Source organism: Streptomyces sp. NPDC088400, assembly GCF_044753355.1.
Lineage (GTDB): Bacteria > Actinomycetota > Actinomycetes > Streptomycetales > Streptomycetaceae > Streptomyces.
Genome location: NZ_JBIVMZ010000001.1, coordinates 249,846 through 267,759, shown reverse-complemented (window position 1 = coordinate 267,759; position 17,914 = coordinate 249,846). Strand labels below are relative to the sequence as shown.

The following is a 17,914-nucleotide window of genomic DNA, read 5'->3' as shown; positions in this document are numbered from 1 at the left end:
TGATAACACGATGACCGCGCAGTGCGCGGCCGGCGTCGGGGGGCAGACCGCTCAGTTTGAGAGAAAGTTCCTCCACGCGGGACGTGACGTCCCCGCATCACCAACGGAGGAACCCCGCATGAGCTTCGGCGACCCGAACAACCCGTACGGCCAGCAAGGCCAGCCAGATCAGCAACCCGGTTACGGGCAGCCGCAGGGCCAGCCCGGATACGGTCAGCCGCCCCAGGGTCAGCCGGGCTACGGTCAGCCGCCGCAGGGCCAGCCGGGCTACGGCTACCCGGGCCAGCCCCAGGGTCAGCCCGGCTACGGCTACCCGCAGGCCCCTCCGGTCCAGCAGCCGTACGGCGGTTACCCGGGCGGCCCCGGTGGCCACATGGAGATGCCGGGCGGGATCAAGGCGACCCGGGTGTTGCTCTGGGTCATGGCCGCCTTCCAGGTCATCGGCGGGATCGCCATGTTCGCCATGATGGGTTCCGTCGACGACGCGCTCGACGAGGCCGGTGCTTCCAGCTCCGACACGGCGGCCTTCAACGACTTCGGCCAGGGCGTCCTCGGCTTCATGGGTGTGCTGATACTGATCTTCGCCGCGCTCTCGGTCATGCTGGCGCTGAAGATGAAGACCGGCGGCAACGCCACGCGTGTCTGCGCGATCGTCTACGGCGCGTTCGCCACCCTCGGCGGTGTGGTCTCGCTGCCGAGCGGCATCGTCACCCTGGCGCTCGGCATCCTGATCATCGTGTTCGTCGCGAAGTCGGACGGCGCCGCCTGGTTCCAGCGCCCGCGCTACTGAACCACCCGCGCCACTGAGCCGACCCGCCCGCTCTGCTCGCACTCCGCCGGCGCACCCCTCCGTACCCCTCCGTACCCCTTCGTACGGACACGGCGTCAGCCCGCTTCGTACCGATGCCGGACGCGGGCCCGCCCGGTTGAACGGCTGCGCCCTCCTCGGTCGGTCCGAGGAGGGCGCAGCCGTTCAAAAGCCGGGCAACCGCGTGAGCCGGGATGACGCACGCTCTCAGCAGGCGGCCTCAGTGGAAGAAGTGCCGCGTGCCCGTGAAGTACATCGTCGCGCCGGCCTTCTTCGCCGCCTCGACGACCTGCTCGTCACGGACCGAACCGCCGGGCTGCACCACTGCCTTGACGCCCGCCGCCAGGAGGATCTCCAGGCCGTCGGGGAACGGGAAGAACGCGTCGGACGCGGCGTACGCGCCCCGCGCACGCTCCTCGCCCGCGCGCTCCACCGCCAGCTTCGCGGAGTCGACGCGGTTGACCTGGCCCATGCCGACGCCCACCGAAGCGCCGCCCTTGGCGAGCAGGATCGCGTTGGACTTGACCGCGCGGCTCGCGCGCCAGGCGAAGGACAGCTCGGCCAGTTCGGCCTCGGACAGCGCCTCGCCGGTCGCCAGGGTCCAGTTCGCCGGGTCGTCGCCGTCGGCCTGGATACGGTCGGTGACCTGGAGCAGCGCGCCGCCGTCGATGGGCTTCACCTCGACCTGCGCGGCCGGGGCGTCGGGACAGCGCAGCACACGAATGTTCTTCTTGCGGGCCAGTACCTCGACCGCGCCGTCCTCGTAACCGGGCGCGACGATGACCTCGGTGAAGATCTCGGCGACCTGCTCGGCCATCGCGACGGACACCGGACGGTTGACGGCGATGACCCCGCCGAACGCGGAGAGCGGGTCGCAGTCGTGCGCCTTGCGGTGCGCCTCGGCGACATCGTCACCGATCGCGATCCCGCACGGGTTGGCGTGCTTGATGATCGCGACGCAGGGCTCGGCGTGGTCGTACGCGGCACGGCGCGCGGCGTCCGTGTCCGTGTAGTTGTTGTACGACATCTCCTTGCCGTGCAGCTGCTCGGCCTCGGCCAGACCGCCCTCGGCGCTGGTGTAGAGCGCGGCGGGCTGGTGCGGGTTCTCGCCGTAGCGGAGCACGTTCTTGCGGGCGTACGTGGCGCCCAGGAACTCCGGGAGGCCCGCCGGGGCGGAGCCGCTGTCGGACGCCGTGTCCGCGGCGGCGTAGCCGTCGGCGAACCAGGACGCGACGGCCACGTCGTACGCGGCGGTGTGCCGGAACGCCTCGCCCGCCAGCCGCTTACGGGTCGCCAGGTCGAACCCGCCGTCCCGTACGGCCCCGAGGACGTCCGCGTACCGCTCGGGGCTGGTGACGACCGCGACCGAGGGGTGGTTCTTGGCGGCGGCACGGACCATCGAGGGCCCGCCGATGTCGATCTGCTCGACGCACTCGTCGGGGGTGGCGCCGGAGGCGACCGTCTCGCGGAACGGGTAGAGGTTCACGACGACCAGGTCGAACGGCTCGATGTCCAGCTCGGCCAGCTGCTCGCGGTGCGAGTCGAGCCGGAGGTCGGCCAGGATGCCGGCGTGGACGCGCGGGTGCAGCGTCTTGACCCGGCCGTCCAGGCACTCGGGGAAGCCGGTCAGCTCCTCGACCTTGGTGACGGGCACCCCGGCGGCGGCGATCCTCGAGGCGGTGGAGCCGGTCGAGACGAGGGTGACGCCCGCCTCGTGCAGCCCCCGGGCCAGCTCTTCGAGGCCCGTCTTGTCGTAGACGCTGACAAGAGCCCTGCGGATGGGCCGCTTCGTACCTTCGGCGCTCACTGGATCGTTACCTTTCGTCCCTCAATGCGGTAGCCGTGCCGGGCCAGACGCCCCACGACATCGACGAGCAGGCGTCGCTCGACTTCTTTGATGCGCTCATGCAGAGCGTCTTCGTCGTCCTCGTCCCGTACCTCGACCACGCCCTGCGCGATGATCGGGCCGGTGTCGACACCGTCGTCGACGAAGTGGACTGTGCAGCCGGTGACCTTCGCGCCGTACGCGAGTGCCTCACGTACGCCATGGGCACCGGGAAAGCTGGGGAGCAGGGCGGGGTGCGTGTTGACGAACCGCCCGCCGAAGCGCGCGAGGAACTCCTTCCCCACGATCTTCATGAAGCCGGCCGAGACCACCAGGTCCGGTTCGTACGCGGCGGTCGCCTCGGCGAGCGCCGCGTCCCAGGCGTCGCGGGTCCCGTAGTCCTTCACCCGGCGGACGAAGGTCGGCAGCCCGGCGCGCTCGGCGCGCTCCAGGCCCGCGATGCCGGAGCGGTCCGCGCCGACGGCGACGATCCGGGCCCCGAAGGCCGTGACGTCGTCGCCGATGGCATCGAGCAGGGCCTGGAGATTCGTACCGGACCCGGAGACCAGGACCACGAGCCGGGCCGGACGGGCCGGGCGGTACTGGTCTCCTGAGTTCGCCGCATCTGAGGAGCCTGCGGAGGGGGCAGCGGGCGGGGAGGCCACAACGGGCGCCTTTCTGGGAGCGAGCACAGCCTCGCGGGTCGTGCGGCGGCTTTTGTGTGGTCGTACGAACGAACCGTGTTCCCCGATACGGGGAACTCTACGAAGGGGCCGACCGTCAGCAACGATACCGGCACACCGAGCGGCCCCCACGGGACGGGGGCGCGGCCGGGAGGTAGCGTCTGGGGACAGTGTTCCGTCTCCGGGACGGGCCATACGAGACAAGACCCCCGCGCGCTGGGTCTGAGGGCGCGCGGAGTCTGAGGGGAAGACGTTCACCAGATGCCGGACCGACGCCGCCGCACGGCACTCCACCTCCCGCCGCCTTCCGGGCCGGTGCTGCTGCCGCGGGAACGCCAGTCCTCTTCCACCGGTTCGACAGGGCCTTCGGACCCGGACTCGTCGGACACTTCTTCGGGTCCGTCGGGCTCCTCTTCGGGGTCGTCAGGCTCCTCGGGCTCCTCCGACGACAATCCGTTCGCACCGCCGCCCGAGGGCAGGCCCGACCAGCCGTGGCAACCTCGCCACCCCGGCAACGGCGGCTCCTCCGACAACGGCTCCGGATCGGGCTCGGACTCGGATTCCGGTTCCGACCGGGGCGGCTGGGGCAGCCAGTGGAGCAGCCGGCAGCCCGGCCGTTCCTCGGGCGGCTTCGGCAGCCGCCCCGGGGGCCAGAACGGGAAGAACGAGCAGGGAAACAAGCAGGACAGCGGTCAGGACGGTCCCGACGGAGGCCGCGGCAGCGCGCTGCGCTGGGACCCGACCGACCCGGCACAGCGCCGCGCCCGCTACGCGCTGCTCTCCGGAATGTGGGCCTTCTTCTTCGCGCTCTACGACCTCCCGGAGATCGCCCTGCTGCTCGGCTCACTGGCGTTGTACTGGAGCATCAGCTCCCTGCGCGCCCGGTCCGGGAAGCGTCCGTCCGGCACCGGCCCCGACCACGCGCTGTCCGGCGGCACGGCTGCGGCGCCGCAGGAGCAGCGGAGCCCCGCCCCGGGCCAGGTCCAGGGGCAGGGCTCGGGCCCGGCCAAGCAGCAGACGACGGCGGCGGTGAGCGGCCTGGTGGCGGCCAGTCTCGCGCTGGTGATGGTGGCGGCGACGTTCACGGTGCAGGTGGTCTACCGCGACTACTACACCTGTGTGAACGACTCCCTCACGAAGACCGGCCAGCTGTCCTGCAACGATCTGCTGCCGCGCTCGCTGGTCCCGTTCTTCGGCGTCAAGGAGTAACGCCCGGACGGTCACCGGGAACGTCCGGACCGTCCGGATGCTCGGCATCCGGGCCTTCGCCGCTCCGGCTCCCGTCCTGGTCGCTTCTCTTCCCCTCGTCGGAGCCGCTCGTCTCGAACGAGACCGGCTCCGACGGCGGTTCCGGGGGTGACGGCGATTTCGAAGGCGGCGGTTCCGGGGGTGACGGCGCCGCCGGGGGGCCGGTGATCAGATCGCCCGACGCCTCCTTGAACGCCGCCCAGCGCACCTGGCGCGCACCGCGCTCGTGCCAGGCATCGGCGGGCAGGAAGTCATACGCCTCACGATCCGGACCGGGCGCCTCCGGCGGCGCCTCTGTCGGCACGTCCGCCGGGGCCTGCGCCGAAGCCTGCTCCGGGGCTTGTGCCGGAGCGCCCACCGCAGTCTCCTCCGCCACTCCCGTCGCGGCCTCCGCCGCCGCTCCCGCGTCCGCCTCTCTCCCCGCGTCCGCTCCTCCTTCCGGGCGCCTCTCGTCCTTCGGGGCATCCAGTACGGCGTTCAGAATGTCCAGACTGCTGGGCGCCTCCCAGGTCTTGCGTCTGTTCCGTCGCCACGGGGTCCACCACCGCACCGCCTGCCGAGGCACGAAATCGGCCCCACCCGAGGTCCCACCCGAGGTCCCGCCCGAGGTCCCGCCCGAGGCCCCACCCGAGGTCTCTTCCACCAACTCCGGCTCCGGCTCCCGCTCGGGTACGGGCTTCACGCGCCGTTCCCGCACCCGCCAGACCCGTAGCAGCAGCGCCGCCGGTACGCCCAGAACCACCGTCCACACCAGCGCCGCCGCGCCCGTCAGCCACCACACGGGGCCGAAGACCGCCAGGTCCGCGTTCCCCAACGGCCCGCCCGACATCGCCGCCAGAAACGCCATCAGCCCCGCGGTCGCCACGCCGCCGAGCGCCGCCGTCAGCGCGGTCGCGCCCGCGCCCCAGGCCTCCTCCCGTACGGCGAACGGCGGCGCGGCCACCCGTACGGTGAACCAGGCCACCGCCAGCCCGGCGACGACCGGCACACCCGCCGCCGCCCAGTTCAACGCCGTACCCGGGCCGTGGGGCAACGCGGCGAGCAGCGGGAAGGACGGCAGCGCGGGCGTGCCCGTGACGGCCAGCGGAGTGGCGGTCGATGCCGTACCGAGCGCGAATCCGGGCCCGAGACCGTACGAGGCGCCCCAGACGGCGGCGTTCGGCACCAGCGCCAGTCCCAGCAGCAGGACGGCGAACCGCCCCGACCAGTCCCCGGCGAGCCGCAGGAACGATTCATGCGCGGCGCCCGCGTGCCACACCAGCGAGATTCCGACCAGCAGCGCGCCGCCGCCCAGCAGAAGCAGCGCGGCCCCGGTACCGGCCCGCACCGCGACCGCGCCCCGGCGCAGCGAGGCGGGCGCCCACACCGTACGGACGAGAAGGCTCCGTACCGCCCGCGGCAGCCACAGGGGCAGCGGACCGCGCGGACGGCCGTACGCGGTCCACGCACCTGCTGCCGCCGACAGCACCGGCACGAGGGGCAGCGCGACCACCGCGCGCACCGGATGCGCGATGAGCGGCCCGCCCGCCGTGTAGAGCACGGCGCCCGCCCCGACCAGCAGATATCCACCGGCCACCGTGGCCACGGTGCCGAGCGCGGTGAGCTGCGGACGCCCCTCCTCGGGGTCGAGGGTGTCCCGGGCGGCCCGGTACACGAGATACACGGGCAGGACCGCGAGCGACAGCGGTACGAGCCCGAGTGGCGCGGGGGTCCCGGAGAGGGTGTCGGGGCGTACCAACTCGATGCCGTGGGACAGCAGCCACAGCGCCGCCGCGACATGCAGGGTCTGCCCGGCACCGCTCTCGGGGTACGGCGAACTGATCCACAGCGCCATCGCCAGCACGGCGAGCGTGCCGAGCCCGAGGCCCGCGGCGATGGCTCCACGGAGGAAAGCGGCGGTCAGCGCGGCGGCCCGGCCTCTGTCCTCGGCCGCGGCCGAGGACAGAGGCGTAGCGCGATCGGTCAATTGGGTCACGCCGACATGCTGCCAACGACACGCTCTTTATTCGTGTAACAGGCGAAGAGCCGCTGTGTCGCTCAATATACGTTTATGTGCTTTTTGGTCCATTCCAGTGCTGCGGGGAGCCCTTCATGACGCAGAAAACCACGCACAGCACCAATCACAGCACCACGGCCGGCGTTTCCCTCGCCCAGCTGCCCTCTCCCGAGGAACGGCGCGGGCTGCGCGAGGCGAAGTCGCTGACCGAGAAGCAGATGGCGACGGCAGTGGGGGTCACCCGGTCGACGATCCGGTCCTGGGAGTCGGGTCGTACGGCTCCGCGGGGGCGCAAGGGAGAGGCATACGCGAAGCTGCTGGCCGACATCACGGCGGAGATCCGGGCGAAGGCCGCGCAGGCCGAACGGGCCGAGAGGGCAGCGGAGATGGCGGCGGCGGAACGGACCGCCGCCCGGCGCCGCAGCGAGTCCGCGCCCCGGCATCACACGAAATCGCCCTACCCGTCACGCCCTTCGCATCTGGCCCGCTCGCCGCATCTGGCCTATCCGCCGCGGTCCCTCCGGGCGACGGGGAACACCGTACCGACGACGGCCGCCACCGGAACGGCGACCGATCCCGCCCCCGCCGCCGCTCCCGAAGCCGCTGCCGGAGCCGGAGCCGGACCAGGGGCCGGGACGGAGGCCGAAGGGAGCATCGGGACGGCGACGGGGAACGAGGCAGGTATTCCGACGAGGGCGGGGACCGGGACAGGCGTCGGGGCAGGGACCGGGACAGGCGTCGGGGCAGGGAGCGAGGTGGGGGCCGGGGCTGGGGCGGAAGCCGGGCCGGAAACCGGGCCGCTCACCCCCGACCAGGCCTTCGACGCGCTCTACGCGTACGCGGCGCCCTCCCTCGTACGCCAGGCGTATCTGCTCACCGGGCGGCGCTCGCTGTCCCAGGAGTCCGTCGAGCGCGCCTTCCACCTCGCCTGGCAGCGCTGGCCGGAGGTCGCGGTCGACCGGGATCCGGCGGGCTGGGTGCGGGCCGCCGCGTACGAGTACGCCATGTCGCCCTGGCACCGGATCCGCCGCACCGGCAAGCCCTCCGGCCCGCCACCCGGCGAGCACGAGGGCCCCGGCGCGCGGGAACTGCGGCAGGCGCTGCTGGATCTCCCGGCGTCCTACCGGCGCGCGCTGCTGCTCTACGACGGACTGGGCCTCGATCTTCCGGAAACCGCCGCCGAGACCGAGGCGAGCACCCCGGCCGTCGCCAACCGGCTGATGAACGCACGCGAGGCGCTCGCCAGACGCCTGCCCGAGCTGACCGACGCGGAGCTGCTGCATGAGCGCCTCGGCGCCCTCACCCGCGCGGTGACGCCCCCGTCGATCCTGCCGGCTCGCACGGTACGGAACGGATGTGAGCGCCGGGCCAGGTTCTGGACGCGGACCGCCATCGCCTTCACCGCGCTGATCGTGGGCGCCACCGGCTTCACGCTGACGACCGCCCCGACGCAGTACGACCCGCCCCAGGCCCCGGGCGAGCGGATCGGCGGCGTCCCGGTGAACAGCGGTCCCGAGCGGCTGAGCGCCGAGGACCTGCGACTGCGCGACATGCTCCGCACCGAGCCGATGAACGGGCCGCCGCGGCTGGTCCCGCAGACGAAATGAGCGGCAGGGCGACGAAGCACGGCAGACACAACGGCACCCGCGAACGCGCGTGGGCCCGCACCCCGGGAAGGGGGTACGGGCCCACGCGCGTGGAACTGTACGGACAGTCCGTGCGGGACAAGCCGTGCGGGTCGGCCCCTGCGGGACAGTCCGTACGAAGGAGTCAGCCCGCGAGGATCGCGCGCGCCAGACCGGCCGTCTCGGTCGGCGTCTTGCCGACCTTCACGCCCGCGGCCTCAAGGGCCTCCTTCTTCGCCTGGGCGGTGCCGGAGGAGCCGGAGACGATGGCGCCGGCGTGGCCCATGGTCTTGCCCTCGGGCGCGGTGAAGCCCGCGACGTAGCCGACGACCGGCTTGGTGACGTTCTTCGCGATGAAGTCGGCCGCACGCTCCTCGGCGTCGCCGCCGATCTCGCCGATCATCACGATCAGGTCGGTCTCGGGGTCGGCCTCGAACGCCGCGAGGGCGTCGATGTGCGTCGTACCGATGACCGGGTCGCCACCGATGCCGACGGCCGAGGAGAAGCCGATGTCACGGAGCTCGTACATCATCTGGTAGGTCAGCGTGCCGGACTTGGACACGAGACCGATGCGGCCGGGCTTGGTGATGTCGCCCGGGATGATGCCGGCGTTGGACTGGCCGGGGGTGATCAGACCGGGGCAGTTCGGACCGATGATCCGGGTCTTGTTGCCCTTCTTGCCCGCGTACGCCCAGAAGGCGGCGGAGTCGTGCACCGCGATGCCCTCGGTGATCACGACGGCCAGGCCGATCTCGGCGTCGATCGCCTCGACGACGGCGGCCTTGGCGAAGGCCGGCGGCACGAAGACGACGGAGACGTCGGCACCGGTCTTCTCGATGGCCTCGGCGACCGAGCCGAAGACCGGTACGGAAGTGCCGTCGAAGTCGACGGAGGTACCGGCCTTGCGGGGGTTCACACCGCCGACGATGTTGGTGCCGTCACCCAGCATGAGCTTGGTGTGCTTCATGCCGGTGGCGCCGGTCATCCCCTGGACGATGACCTTGCTGTCCTTGGTGAGGAAGATAGCCATGGTGTTGGAGTCCCTCGTCCCTTACTTCGCAGCCGCGAGCTCGGCGGCCTTGTCGGCCGCACCGTCCATGGTGTCCACGCGCTGCACGAGCGGGTGGTTGGCGTCGGACAGGATCTTGCGACCCAGCTCCGCGTTGTTGCCGTCGAGGCGCACGACCAGCGGCTTCGAGACGTCCTCGCCCTTGGTCTTGAGCAGCTCAAGGGCCTGAACGATGCCGTTGGCGACCTCGTCGCACGCGGTGATGCCACCGAAGACGTTGACGAACACGGACTTGACGTCCGGGTCGCCGAGGATGATCTCCAGGCCGTTCGCCATGACCTCGGCGGAGGCGCCGCCACCGATGTCGAGGAAGTTGGCGGGCTTCACGCCGCCGTGGGCCTCACCGGCGTACGCGACGACGTCGAGGGTCGACATGACCAGCCCCGCGCCGTTGCCGATGATGCCGACCTCGCCGTCGAGCTTGACGTAGTTGAGGTTCTTGGCCTTGGCCGCGGCCTCGAGGGGGTTGGCCGCGGCCTTGTCCTCGAGAGCCTCGTGCTCGGGCTGGCGGAAGTCGGCGTTCTCGTCGAGCGAGACCTTGCCGTCGAGCGCGATGATCTTGCCGTCGCCGGACTTGATCAGCGGGTTGACCTCGACAAGGAGGGCGTCCTCCTTGATGAAGACGGTCCACAGCTTCTGGAGGACATCGGCGACCTGGTCGGCGATCTCGGCCGGGAACTTCGCCGCGGCGACGATCTCGGCGGCCTTCTCGGGCGTGCAGCCCTCGTAGGCGTCGACCGGGATCTTGGCCAGCGCGTCGGGGTTCTCCTCCGCGACGACCTCGATCTCCACGCCGCCCTCGACGGAGGCCATGGCGAGGAAGGTGCGGTTGGTGCGGTCCAGCAGGAAGGAGACGTAGTACTCCTCCGCGATGTCCGCGGTCTGGGCCAGCATCACCTTGTGGACCGTGTGGCCCTTGATGTCCATGCCCAGAATCTGACCGGCCTTCTCGACGGCTTCCGTCGGGTCGGCGGCCAGCTTGACGCCGCCCGCCTTGCCGCGTCCGCCGACCTTGACCTGCGCCTTGACGACGGCCTTGCCGCCGAGACGCTCGGTCACCTCGCGGGCAGCCTCGGGCGTTTCGATGACTTCACCGGCCAGCACCGGTACGCCGTGCTTGGCGAAGAGGTCCCTCGCCTGGTACTCGAACAGGTCCACGCGTGTCCGTCCCTTGTGTCTTTTAACCGCAGCCTGGTGATCGCGGGTTCGTTGTCTGCGTGGGCGTGCCGCGAGGGCAACGTGACTGCGCTGTCACTGAGGAACGCGTACCCGCTGTCCGGTACGCGGCATGTCCGTCTCGCAGGTTATCCCCGTGGGACGTGGGTCCCTAAATCGCAGATCACACATGAGCGGTGATACCTGTCACAGAGCGGTAAAACCCGTCACGGACCACACGGACGCCCGACCGGGCGGGCGCCTACCCTCGTCGAAGGCGACAGAAACACACTCTTTCCGCCGGCCCTCAGCCCTCTTCAGCCTTCTTTGGCGCTCTTTGCGGCTCATCACCACTCTTGCGCCTCTTCAGCGCCACCGCGAATCTTCATCACCCTTGCCACCCGGTGTTGCCCGATACCACTCGATGTCACCTCGAAGTCACCGATGAGCCGCTGTGCGCGGTACGTCGCCGTCCGGCACCGGGATCGGCCGCTTCTCGATCGCCGCCGCCATCACCTCGGGAAAGAGATCCGGCGTGCAGGCGAACGCCGGAGCGCCCAGCGCGGCGAGCGCCGCCGCGTGCTCACGGTCGTACGCGGGCGTCCCCTCGTCGGACAGCGCGAGCAGCGCCACGAACTGTGTGCCCGAAGCCTTCATCGCCGCGACCCGCTTGAGCATCTCGTCACGTATCCCGCCCTCGTAGAGATCGCTGATCAGTACGACCACGGTGTCGGCGGGCCGGGTGATCTGCGACTGGCAGTAGGCGAGCGCGCGGTTGATGTCGGTGCCCCCGCCGAGCTGAGTGCCGAAGAGGACGTCGACGGGATCGTCCAGCTGGTCGGTCAGGTCGACGACCGCGGTGTCGAAGACGACGAGCCGGGTGGCGATGGCGCGCATGGACGCCAGGACCGCGCCGAACACGGACGCGTAGACGACGGACGCGGCCATCGAGCCGGACTGGTCGATGCAGAGGACGACCTCCTTCTTGACGGACTGGGAGGCCCTGCCGTACCCGATGAGCCGCTCGGGGACGACGGTGCCGTGCTCCGGGAGGTAGTTCTTGAGGTTGGCCCGGATCGTGCGGTCCCAGTCGATGTCCCGGTGGCGCGGCCGGTTGATCCGTGCGGACCGGTCGAGCGCCCCGGTCAGGGTGGCCCGGGTCCGGCCGGCGAGCCGCTTCTCGATGTCCTGGACAACCTTCCGTACAACGGCGCGCGCCGTCTCCTTGGTCGTCTCGGGCATCACCTTGTTGAGCGAGAGCAACGTGCCGACGAGGTGGACGTCGGCCTCGACGGCCTCCAGCATCTCCGGCTCCAGCAGCAGCGTGGAGAGCCCGAGCCGGTCGATCGCGTCGCGCTGCATGACCTGGACGACGGAGGTGGGGAAGTACGTACGGATGTCACCGAGCCAGCGGGCGACGGACGGCGCGGAGGCGCCCAGCCCCGCGGAACGGTTGGCACCACCGCGGCCGCTCCTGCCGTCGCCGTACAGGGCGGACAGCGCGCCGTCCATCGCCGCGTCCTTGCCGGAGAGCGCGCGTCCCGTCCCGTCGGCGCTCTCCCCGCCGAGCACCATCCGCCAGCGGCGCAGCCGCTCGTCGGCGTCCGACGCCGTCCCGTCCGCGCCGGCCCGCGTGCTGTCCGTCCCCGCTGCGGTCATGTCCCCACCCCCACAAGATCGTTGTTGTCCGGGCCGGCCGATGGGGCCGCGTCGGCCGGAGCCCCGTCGTCGGCCGGAGCCCCGTTGTCTGCCGGAGCCCCGTCGTCTGCCGGAGCGTCCGCGTCGATGCCGAGGAGCAGCTGGAGCACCGGCAGTACGGCGTCCGCCCGTGCCGCGTCGAGACCGGCGCCGAAGCCGGGTGCCGCGGCCTCGGTCCCCACCGGACCGCCCGTGGCCGGCCCGCGCCGGACGAGTTCGCCGAGTGTGCGGCGTACGCCCGGTTCGTACGCGGAGAAGGTACGGCGCAGCAGCGGGAGCACATCGGTGAAGGAGTCGGCGGACACTCCGGTCAGCCAGCTGTCCACCAGCCCCAGGAGGCGTTCGTCGTGGACGAGGAGCATGCCTCCCCCGGAGCCCGACGCCTGGGAGGACCCCCTCCCGGACGCTCCGCCGACGAAGCCCTCGATCCAGGCCGCCGCGTCGGTCGGCGGGGTGCCGGGCGACAGGGCGAGCCCCATGAACCGGGCCGCCTCGTCCTCCGCGAGCCGCCCGTCGTCCAGCAGCAGCCGGGCGGCCCGCCCCCGGATCACTCCGGCCACCGTGTCCCGGTCCGCGAGCTTGTGCAGGACACTTGCCCAGCGCCCGCCCAGATCCCGGCCGTCGCCGTCCGGGAGAAGGCCGATCGCGGTGTGGACGTTGTCGAGGTGTGTCCGCATCTCGGCGGCGCCGTCCGCGTCGAGCCCGGCGCACGCGGGCGGCAGGCCGACGCAGATCCGCTCGGCGAGCCCGGCCGCCACCTCGCCGAGTGCCCCGGTGTCGGTGGACCGTACGTCTCCGTACCGCAGCGAACGGGCCAGCGCGGGCAGCGCCTGGGCGAGGTGGCCGACGTCCGCGTCGAGCGCGGCACGGTCGGCGAGGGCCCGCATCACCCCGGGCAGGGCGTCGGGCAGCGCGGCCAGCAGACAGCGCTCGGCCAGGGCCGTGACCTCGACGAGCGCGGACGCGGACATGGCCTGCGACTCGGCCTTGGCGGTGGCGGCGGCGAGCACGGTGGTGCCCCATACGCCCGCCTCCGCGACCCGTACGTACAACTCGGGCTCCCAGCCCAGCCGCCAGGTCTCCCGGAAGGTGCCGGTGCTCCCCCGCCCGGCGACCGGCTCGCCCCAGCCGATGCCGAGCAGCCGCAGCCGGTGCAGGAGGCTGCTGCGCGCGGTGTCCGTCTCCTTACGGAGGTCGAGTTCCACCTCGCGCTCCAGCGCCTCCGGCTTGAGGCGCAGCGAGCGCTGGAGGCGGGTGAGGTCGCGCTGGAGCGGCACGGCGGGCGCCGCGTCGGGGACCTCGCCGAGCACATCGCCCACGATGAGCCGGTCCGTGATGAGCCCGAGCGGCACATCGGATCCCTCGCACATCACGGCGACGATCGCGTCGGTCGTCTCGGTGAGACCGGCCAGTGGACGGCCGCGCATCACGGCGAGGGTCTCGGCGAGCCGTACCGCCTCGATCACATGCGCGGAGGATACGAAGCTGTCCTCCTCCCTCAGCAGGCCGGCGACCCTGGTGAGCCAGCGCTCCACGGGGCGGTCTGGCGCGCCGAAAAGATGCGCGTACCAGCCGGGCGAGTCGATTCCCGCGCCGTAGCCGCTGTGCCGGGCGAGCCTGCGGTGGGTCCAGGGAACCCAGGTCATCTCGGTCTTGACCTTGGGCAGCCCCTTCAGCAGCGCGCGGTCGGCGGCCATGGTGGTCTTCACCCCGAGCGCGGGCACATGCCAGGCGCCGCAGACGACGGCGACCGCGTCGTCCCCGAACTCCTTGCGCGCGGCGCGCAACTGGAGCCGCATATGGGCCTCGCGGACCAGATCCCGCTGCTGCCCGCCGTCGCCGTACTCCTCGCGCAGCGCGCCCATCGCCTCGGCGACCGCGTCGAACGGTGCGAAGGGGTCGCCCGCGCGACCGGGGCCCTGATGCTCGACCACGTCCTCCCACCAGCGCTCCGGATCGTCGTACCCGGCGGCCTCGGCGAGCACGGCGAGCGGGTCGATCCGCAGCCCGTCGGCGTCCGGCTCGCCGTCGGCCCCGTCCCGGGGCTCCTCGCCGGTCCCTTCCTCGGTCTCCTCCTGGGACCGCTTCTCCTCCTGGGGCCCCTTCTCCTCCTGGGCCTCCTTGGTGCCGTCTTCCCCTTCCGCGGTGTCGGTCGCGGCTTCCCGGGCTTCCGGGGGCTCTGCGAGCGAGTGCGTCGCGGGCAGATCGATGAACCGCGCCGGTACGTCGTGCGCGAGCGCCCAGCGGAGCGCGACCCACTCCGGCGAGAACTCGGCCAGCGGCCAGAACGCCGCCCGGCCCGGATCGTCCACCGCGTGCGCGAGGAGCGCGACGGGCGGCCGCATCGCCTCGTCGGCTGCGAGTGCCAGCAACGCGTCGGCCTCGGGCGGTCCTTCGATCAGCACCACCCGTGGCGCTGCCGCGTCGAGAGCCCCCCGCACCGCCCGCGCGGAGCCCGGCCCGTGGTGGCGGACTCCGAGCAGCAACGGACCACGCCGAGCGGGTGCCCGGCCGGGCGGTGGCGCTCCGGACGCGGTCCCCGCCTCCGCGCCCGGAGCTCGCGTCGTGGTCACGCGCTCACCTCGCGGCAGGCACGGTAGAAGTCCTTCCAGCCGTCCCGCTCGCGGACCACTGTCTCGACGTACTCCTGCCAGATCACCCGGTCCGCCGCCGGATCGCGGACGACCGCGCCGAGGATGCCGGCCGCCACATCGCCCGGCCGCAGTACGCCGTCGCCGAAGTGCGCGGCGAGCGCGAGGCCGTTGGTGACGACGGAGATCGCCTCGGCCGTGGACAGCGTCCCCGAGGGGGACTTGAGCTTCGTACGCCCGTCTTCCGTGACGCCGTCGCGCAGTTCACGGAAGACCGTGACGACCCGGCGGATCTCGTCGATCCCCTCCGGTCCGGGCGGCAGATCCAGCGAGCGCCCGATCTGGTCGACGCGCCGGGACACGATGTCGACCTCGGCCTGCGGTGTGGCCGGCAGCGGCAGAACGACGGTGTTGAAACGCCGGCGCAGCGCGCTGGAGAGGTCGTTGACCCCCCGGTCGCGGTCGTTGGCCGTGGCGATCAGATTGAACCCCCGGACGGCCTGCACCTCCTGTCCCAGCTCCGGAACCGGCAGGGTCTTCTCGGACAGGATCGTGATGAGCGAGTCCTGTACATCGGCGGGGATACGGGTGAGCTCCTCGACCCGCGCGGTCATCCCCTCCGACATGGCCCGCATCACGGGGCTGGGCACCAGCGCGTCGCGGCTGGGGCCGTGGGCGAGCAGCTGCGCGTAGTTCCAGCCGTAGCGGATCGCCTCTTCCGGTGTGCCGGCGGTGCCCTGCACCAGCAGGGTCGAGTCACCGCTGACGGCCGCCGCGAGATGCTCGGAGACCCAGGTCTTGGCGGTGCCCGGTACACCGAGCAGCAGCAGCGCCCGGTCGGTGGCGAGCGTGGTGACCGCGACCTCGACGATCCGCCGCGGTCCCACGTACTTCGGTGTGATCACCGTCCCGTTCGGCAGCGTGCCGCCGAGCAGGTAGGTGGCCACGGCCCAGGGCGACAGCCGCCACCGGGCGGGCCGCTGCCGGTCGTCGGCGGCGGCCAGGGCCCTCAGCTCCCCGGCGAACGCGTCCTCGGCATGCGGGCGCAGGGCCTCGCCGCCGGTGGCTTCGGCGGCCGTCGCGGATGGTGAAGCGGCGGCTGAGGCGGTGGTGGGCACGGTCATGGATCCCCCTCCAGATCGATCGACCCGATGTGGGTTCTACCGTGCACCACGCCACTGACAATTGACCGTTGCCGCAGGTCAAGGCCCAGATACCAGGCCCGTGAGGGAAGTTGCCGGGCCGTCGGCGGGAGTTGCGCGGGCCCGTGCGGATAACTGGCGGGCCCGCGACAGGAGTTATTCGGTGATCGGGGAGGCGGCGACGCAGCCGCCCGCCGAGGCCACGCCCTCGGCCGTCTCCTCCTTGATCACCTCACCCTTGTGGATGATCTTGCAGGTGAGCTCGGTGCCCGCCGGGTCCAGCGCGATCGGCATGACGGCGGACGGCATGATGCCGCGGAGCGTGACCGTCTTCTTCCACGGCAGCGTGGGCTTCTCGACCGTCTCGAGCTTCGGCTCCATGGCCGTCCCCTCCCCGCCGTTGAACTCGATCGTGTCGACGTTCTTGCCGGTGACCTCGTAGGTGACCTCGTACGTCTCGTCGACAACCTTGTCGACCTGGTCAGCCGCTGCGTCCTTCTGGGCCTCGGAACAGGCCCCCAGTCCCAGCGCGAGGCCGGTCACGGCAAGAGTGGTGACGGCGGCGCGAACGGTGCGGTTCATCGGTGATCCCCCCGGATCTTGGCTCAGGAAGCTCGCACATTAGCAAAGGCGAGGTAAAGGGTCCGCGTCGGGATCTCCTCTAAATCGCAGGTCAGGGCGATTGTCAGTGGCGGGCCCTACCGTCGTATCCATGAATCAAGCGGGGGTGCGCTGGACGACGGAACAGGTGCTTGCTCTGGCTCCTGACGATGCGTCACGCAAGGCGGGCAACAGGCTGAGCACGGCCGGGCCGTGGTCGGACGCGGGCGGCAGCGGCTCCGGGGTCGTGTGGGGCCTGTGCAAGGGCAGCGGCAGCAAGCCCTATCAGACCATCGTGGACGTCACGGGCCCTGCCTACAAGTGCAGTTGCCCCAGTCGGAAGTTTCCGTGCAAGCACGCGCTGGGACTGCTGTTGCTCTGGGCGGCGGACGAGCAGAGCGTGGTCGAGGGGGAAGCGCCCGGCTGGGCCGGGGAATGGCTCGAAGGACGCCGGAAGCGGAGCGAGGAGAAGACAGAGGCGGGCACCGACAGGAGCGGGGCGGGGAAGCAGGCCGATCCGGAGGCCGCGAAGCGGCGGGCGGACCGGCGGGCCGGGCGCATCACGGCGGGTGCGACGGAGCTGGAGCAGCGGCTGACAGATCTGCTGCGCGGTGGGCTGGCGTCGGCGGAGCAGTCGGGATACGGACTGTGGGAGGAGACCGCGGCCCGGATGGTCGACGCGCAGGCGCCGGGACTGGCAGGACGGGTGCGGGAGTTGGGCGCGATTCCCGGGTCGGGGCCGGGCTGGCCGGTGCGGCTGCTGGAGGAGTCCGCACTGCTGCATCTGCTGAACGCGGGGTGGCTGGGGCTCGACCGGCTGCCGGAGCCGCTGGCGACGACGGTCCGCACCCGGGTCGGCCTCCCGTCCCCCGCCGACGGCCCGCCGGTCCGGGACCACTGGCTGGTCCTGGCGCAGTACGACTCCTCCGACGGCCATCTGACCACCCGCCGGATCCGGCTGTACGGACGGGATTCGGGGCGTTCGGTGCTGGTGCTCTCCTTCGGCCCGGCCGGCCGGGCCCCGCAACTGGCGCTGCCGGTGGGGCTGATGGTCGAGGCCGACGTCACCCCGCACACGGGTGGAGGACAGCTGCGGGCCGACTGGACCGAGCAATTCGGCGCCCCGAGCCCGATCCTGGGGCCGCCGCCGGGCGGGTCGACGACCGCGGCCATCGAGGCCTACGGCACCGCGCTGCGGTCCGACCCCTGGCTGGACGCCTGGCCGGTGACGCTGAGCGACGTCATACCCGTGCCCGAGCCGGGTGGCGGCTGGCAACTGGCCGACGCCGACGGCGAATCCGCGCTCCCGGTCGCATCCGCCGCTCTCTCGCGCCCCGGCCTGTGGAAGCTGGCCGCGCTGTCGGGCGGCGCCCCGGTCACGGTCTTCGGCGAGTGCGGCCACCGGGGCTTCCATCCGCTCGCGGCCTGGGCCGAGGACATACCGGGGATCGTTCCGCTCACCTGACCGCACGGC

Annotated in this window: 13 protein-coding genes; 4 read left to right on the top strand and 9 right to left on the bottom strand. The window is 71.9% G+C overall.

What is annotated here, in order from left to right:
* Positions 1 to 118: 118 nt before the first annotated feature.
* Complete coding sequence (locus tag ACIQD6_RS01270; RefSeq protein ID WP_401876855.1) at positions 119 to 790, top strand: hypothetical protein; 672 nt, start codon at positions 119 to 121, stop codon at positions 788 to 790.
* 238 nt (positions 791 to 1,028) lie between these two features.
* Here ACIQD6_RS01270 and purH read toward each other — a convergent pair whose 3' ends face one another.
* Both purH and purN read right to left on the bottom strand, forming a co-directional pair.
* Positions 1,029 to 2,615 carry a bifunctional phosphoribosylaminoimidazolecarboxamide formyltransferase/IMP cyclohydrolase gene (gene purH, locus ACIQD6_RS01265; protein WP_401876854.1) on the bottom strand — a complete coding sequence of 529 codons (1,587 nt, stop codon included), beginning with the start codon at positions 2,613 to 2,615 and terminating at the stop codon, positions 1,029 to 1,031.
* Complete coding sequence (purN, locus tag ACIQD6_RS01260; RefSeq protein ID WP_401876852.1) at positions 2,612 to 3,298, bottom strand: phosphoribosylglycinamide formyltransferase; 687 nt, start codon at positions 3,296 to 3,298, stop codon at positions 2,612 to 2,614. The genes purH and purN overlap by 4 nt, the downstream gene beginning before the upstream one ends.
* Positions 3,299 to 3,577: 279 nt before the next feature.
* Between purN and ACIQD6_RS01255 the strand changes: the two genes are divergently transcribed.
* A complete protein-coding gene (locus ACIQD6_RS01255) occupies positions 3,578 to 4,525 on the top strand; it encodes a hypothetical protein (RefSeq protein WP_401876850.1) in 948 nt (315 codons plus the stop codon).
* Here ACIQD6_RS01255 and ACIQD6_RS01250 read toward each other — a convergent pair.
* The gene (locus tag ACIQD6_RS01250) at positions 4,515 to 6,539 is read right to left on the bottom strand and encodes a DUF6350 family protein (protein WP_401876849.1); all 2,025 of its coding nucleotides are present in this window, start codon (positions 6,537 to 6,539) and stop codon (positions 4,515 to 4,517) included. The two genes, ACIQD6_RS01255 and ACIQD6_RS01250, sit on opposite strands and share 11 nt — an antisense overlap.
* Before the next feature lie 116 nt (positions 6,540 to 6,655).
* On the opposite strand from ACIQD6_RS01250, the gene ACIQD6_RS01245 reads away from it, so the two are divergent.
* The gene (locus ACIQD6_RS01245) at positions 6,656 to 8,167 is read left to right on the top strand and encodes a sigma factor-like helix-turn-helix DNA-binding protein (protein WP_401876847.1); all 1,512 of its coding nucleotides are present in this window, start codon (positions 6,656 to 6,658) and stop codon (positions 8,165 to 8,167) included.
* Between the two features lie 163 nt (positions 8,168 to 8,330).
* On the opposite strand, the gene sucD is transcribed toward ACIQD6_RS01245, so the two are convergent.
* From sucD to ACIQD6_RS01215, 6 genes are all read right to left on the bottom strand, one after another.
* On the bottom strand, positions 8,331 to 9,215 hold the full coding sequence (sucD, locus tag ACIQD6_RS01240) for a succinate--CoA ligase subunit alpha (protein WP_401876846.1): 885 nt from the start codon (positions 9,213 to 9,215) through the stop codon (positions 8,331 to 8,333).
* Positions 9,216 to 9,236: 21 nt separating this feature from the next.
* Positions 9,237 to 10,412, bottom strand: a complete 1,176-nt coding sequence (sucC, locus tag ACIQD6_RS01235) for an ADP-forming succinate--CoA ligase subunit beta (protein ID WP_401876845.1) — start codon at positions 10,410 to 10,412, stop codon at positions 9,237 to 9,239.
* A gap of 435 nt (positions 10,413 to 10,847) precedes the next feature.
* Positions 10,848 to 12,068 carry a VWA domain-containing protein gene (locus ACIQD6_RS01230; RefSeq protein ID WP_401876843.1) on the bottom strand — a complete coding sequence of 407 codons (1,221 nt, stop codon included), beginning with the start codon at positions 12,066 to 12,068 and terminating at the stop codon, positions 10,848 to 10,850.
* Positions 12,065 to 14,593 carry a DUF5682 family protein gene (locus ACIQD6_RS01225; RefSeq protein WP_401878024.1) on the bottom strand — a complete coding sequence of 843 codons (2,529 nt, stop codon included), beginning with the start codon at positions 14,591 to 14,593 and terminating at the stop codon, positions 12,065 to 12,067. Before ACIQD6_RS01225 ends, ACIQD6_RS01230 begins: the two co-directional genes overlap by 4 nt.
* A gap of 83 nt (positions 14,594 to 14,676) precedes the next feature.
* On the bottom strand, positions 14,677 to 15,822 hold the full coding sequence (locus ACIQD6_RS01220) for an AAA family ATPase (RefSeq protein WP_401876842.1): 1,146 nt from the start codon (positions 15,820 to 15,822) through the stop codon (positions 14,677 to 14,679).
* Positions 15,823 to 15,996: 174 nt separating this feature from the next.
* Positions 15,997 to 16,422: an MmpS family transport accessory protein gene (locus ACIQD6_RS01215; protein WP_401876840.1), complete on the bottom strand. Its 426-nt coding sequence runs from the start codon at positions 16,420 to 16,422 to the stop codon at positions 15,997 to 15,999.
* Positions 16,423 to 16,552: 130 nt separating this feature from the next.
* On the opposite strand from ACIQD6_RS01215, the gene ACIQD6_RS01210 reads away from it, so the two are divergent.
* Positions 16,553 to 17,905 (top strand): SWIM zinc finger family protein, encoded by a 1,353-nt coding sequence (locus ACIQD6_RS01210; RefSeq protein ID WP_401876838.1) that lies wholly within the window; start codon positions 16,553 to 16,555, stop codon positions 17,903 to 17,905.
* Positions 17,906 to 17,914 lie beyond the last annotated feature (9 nt).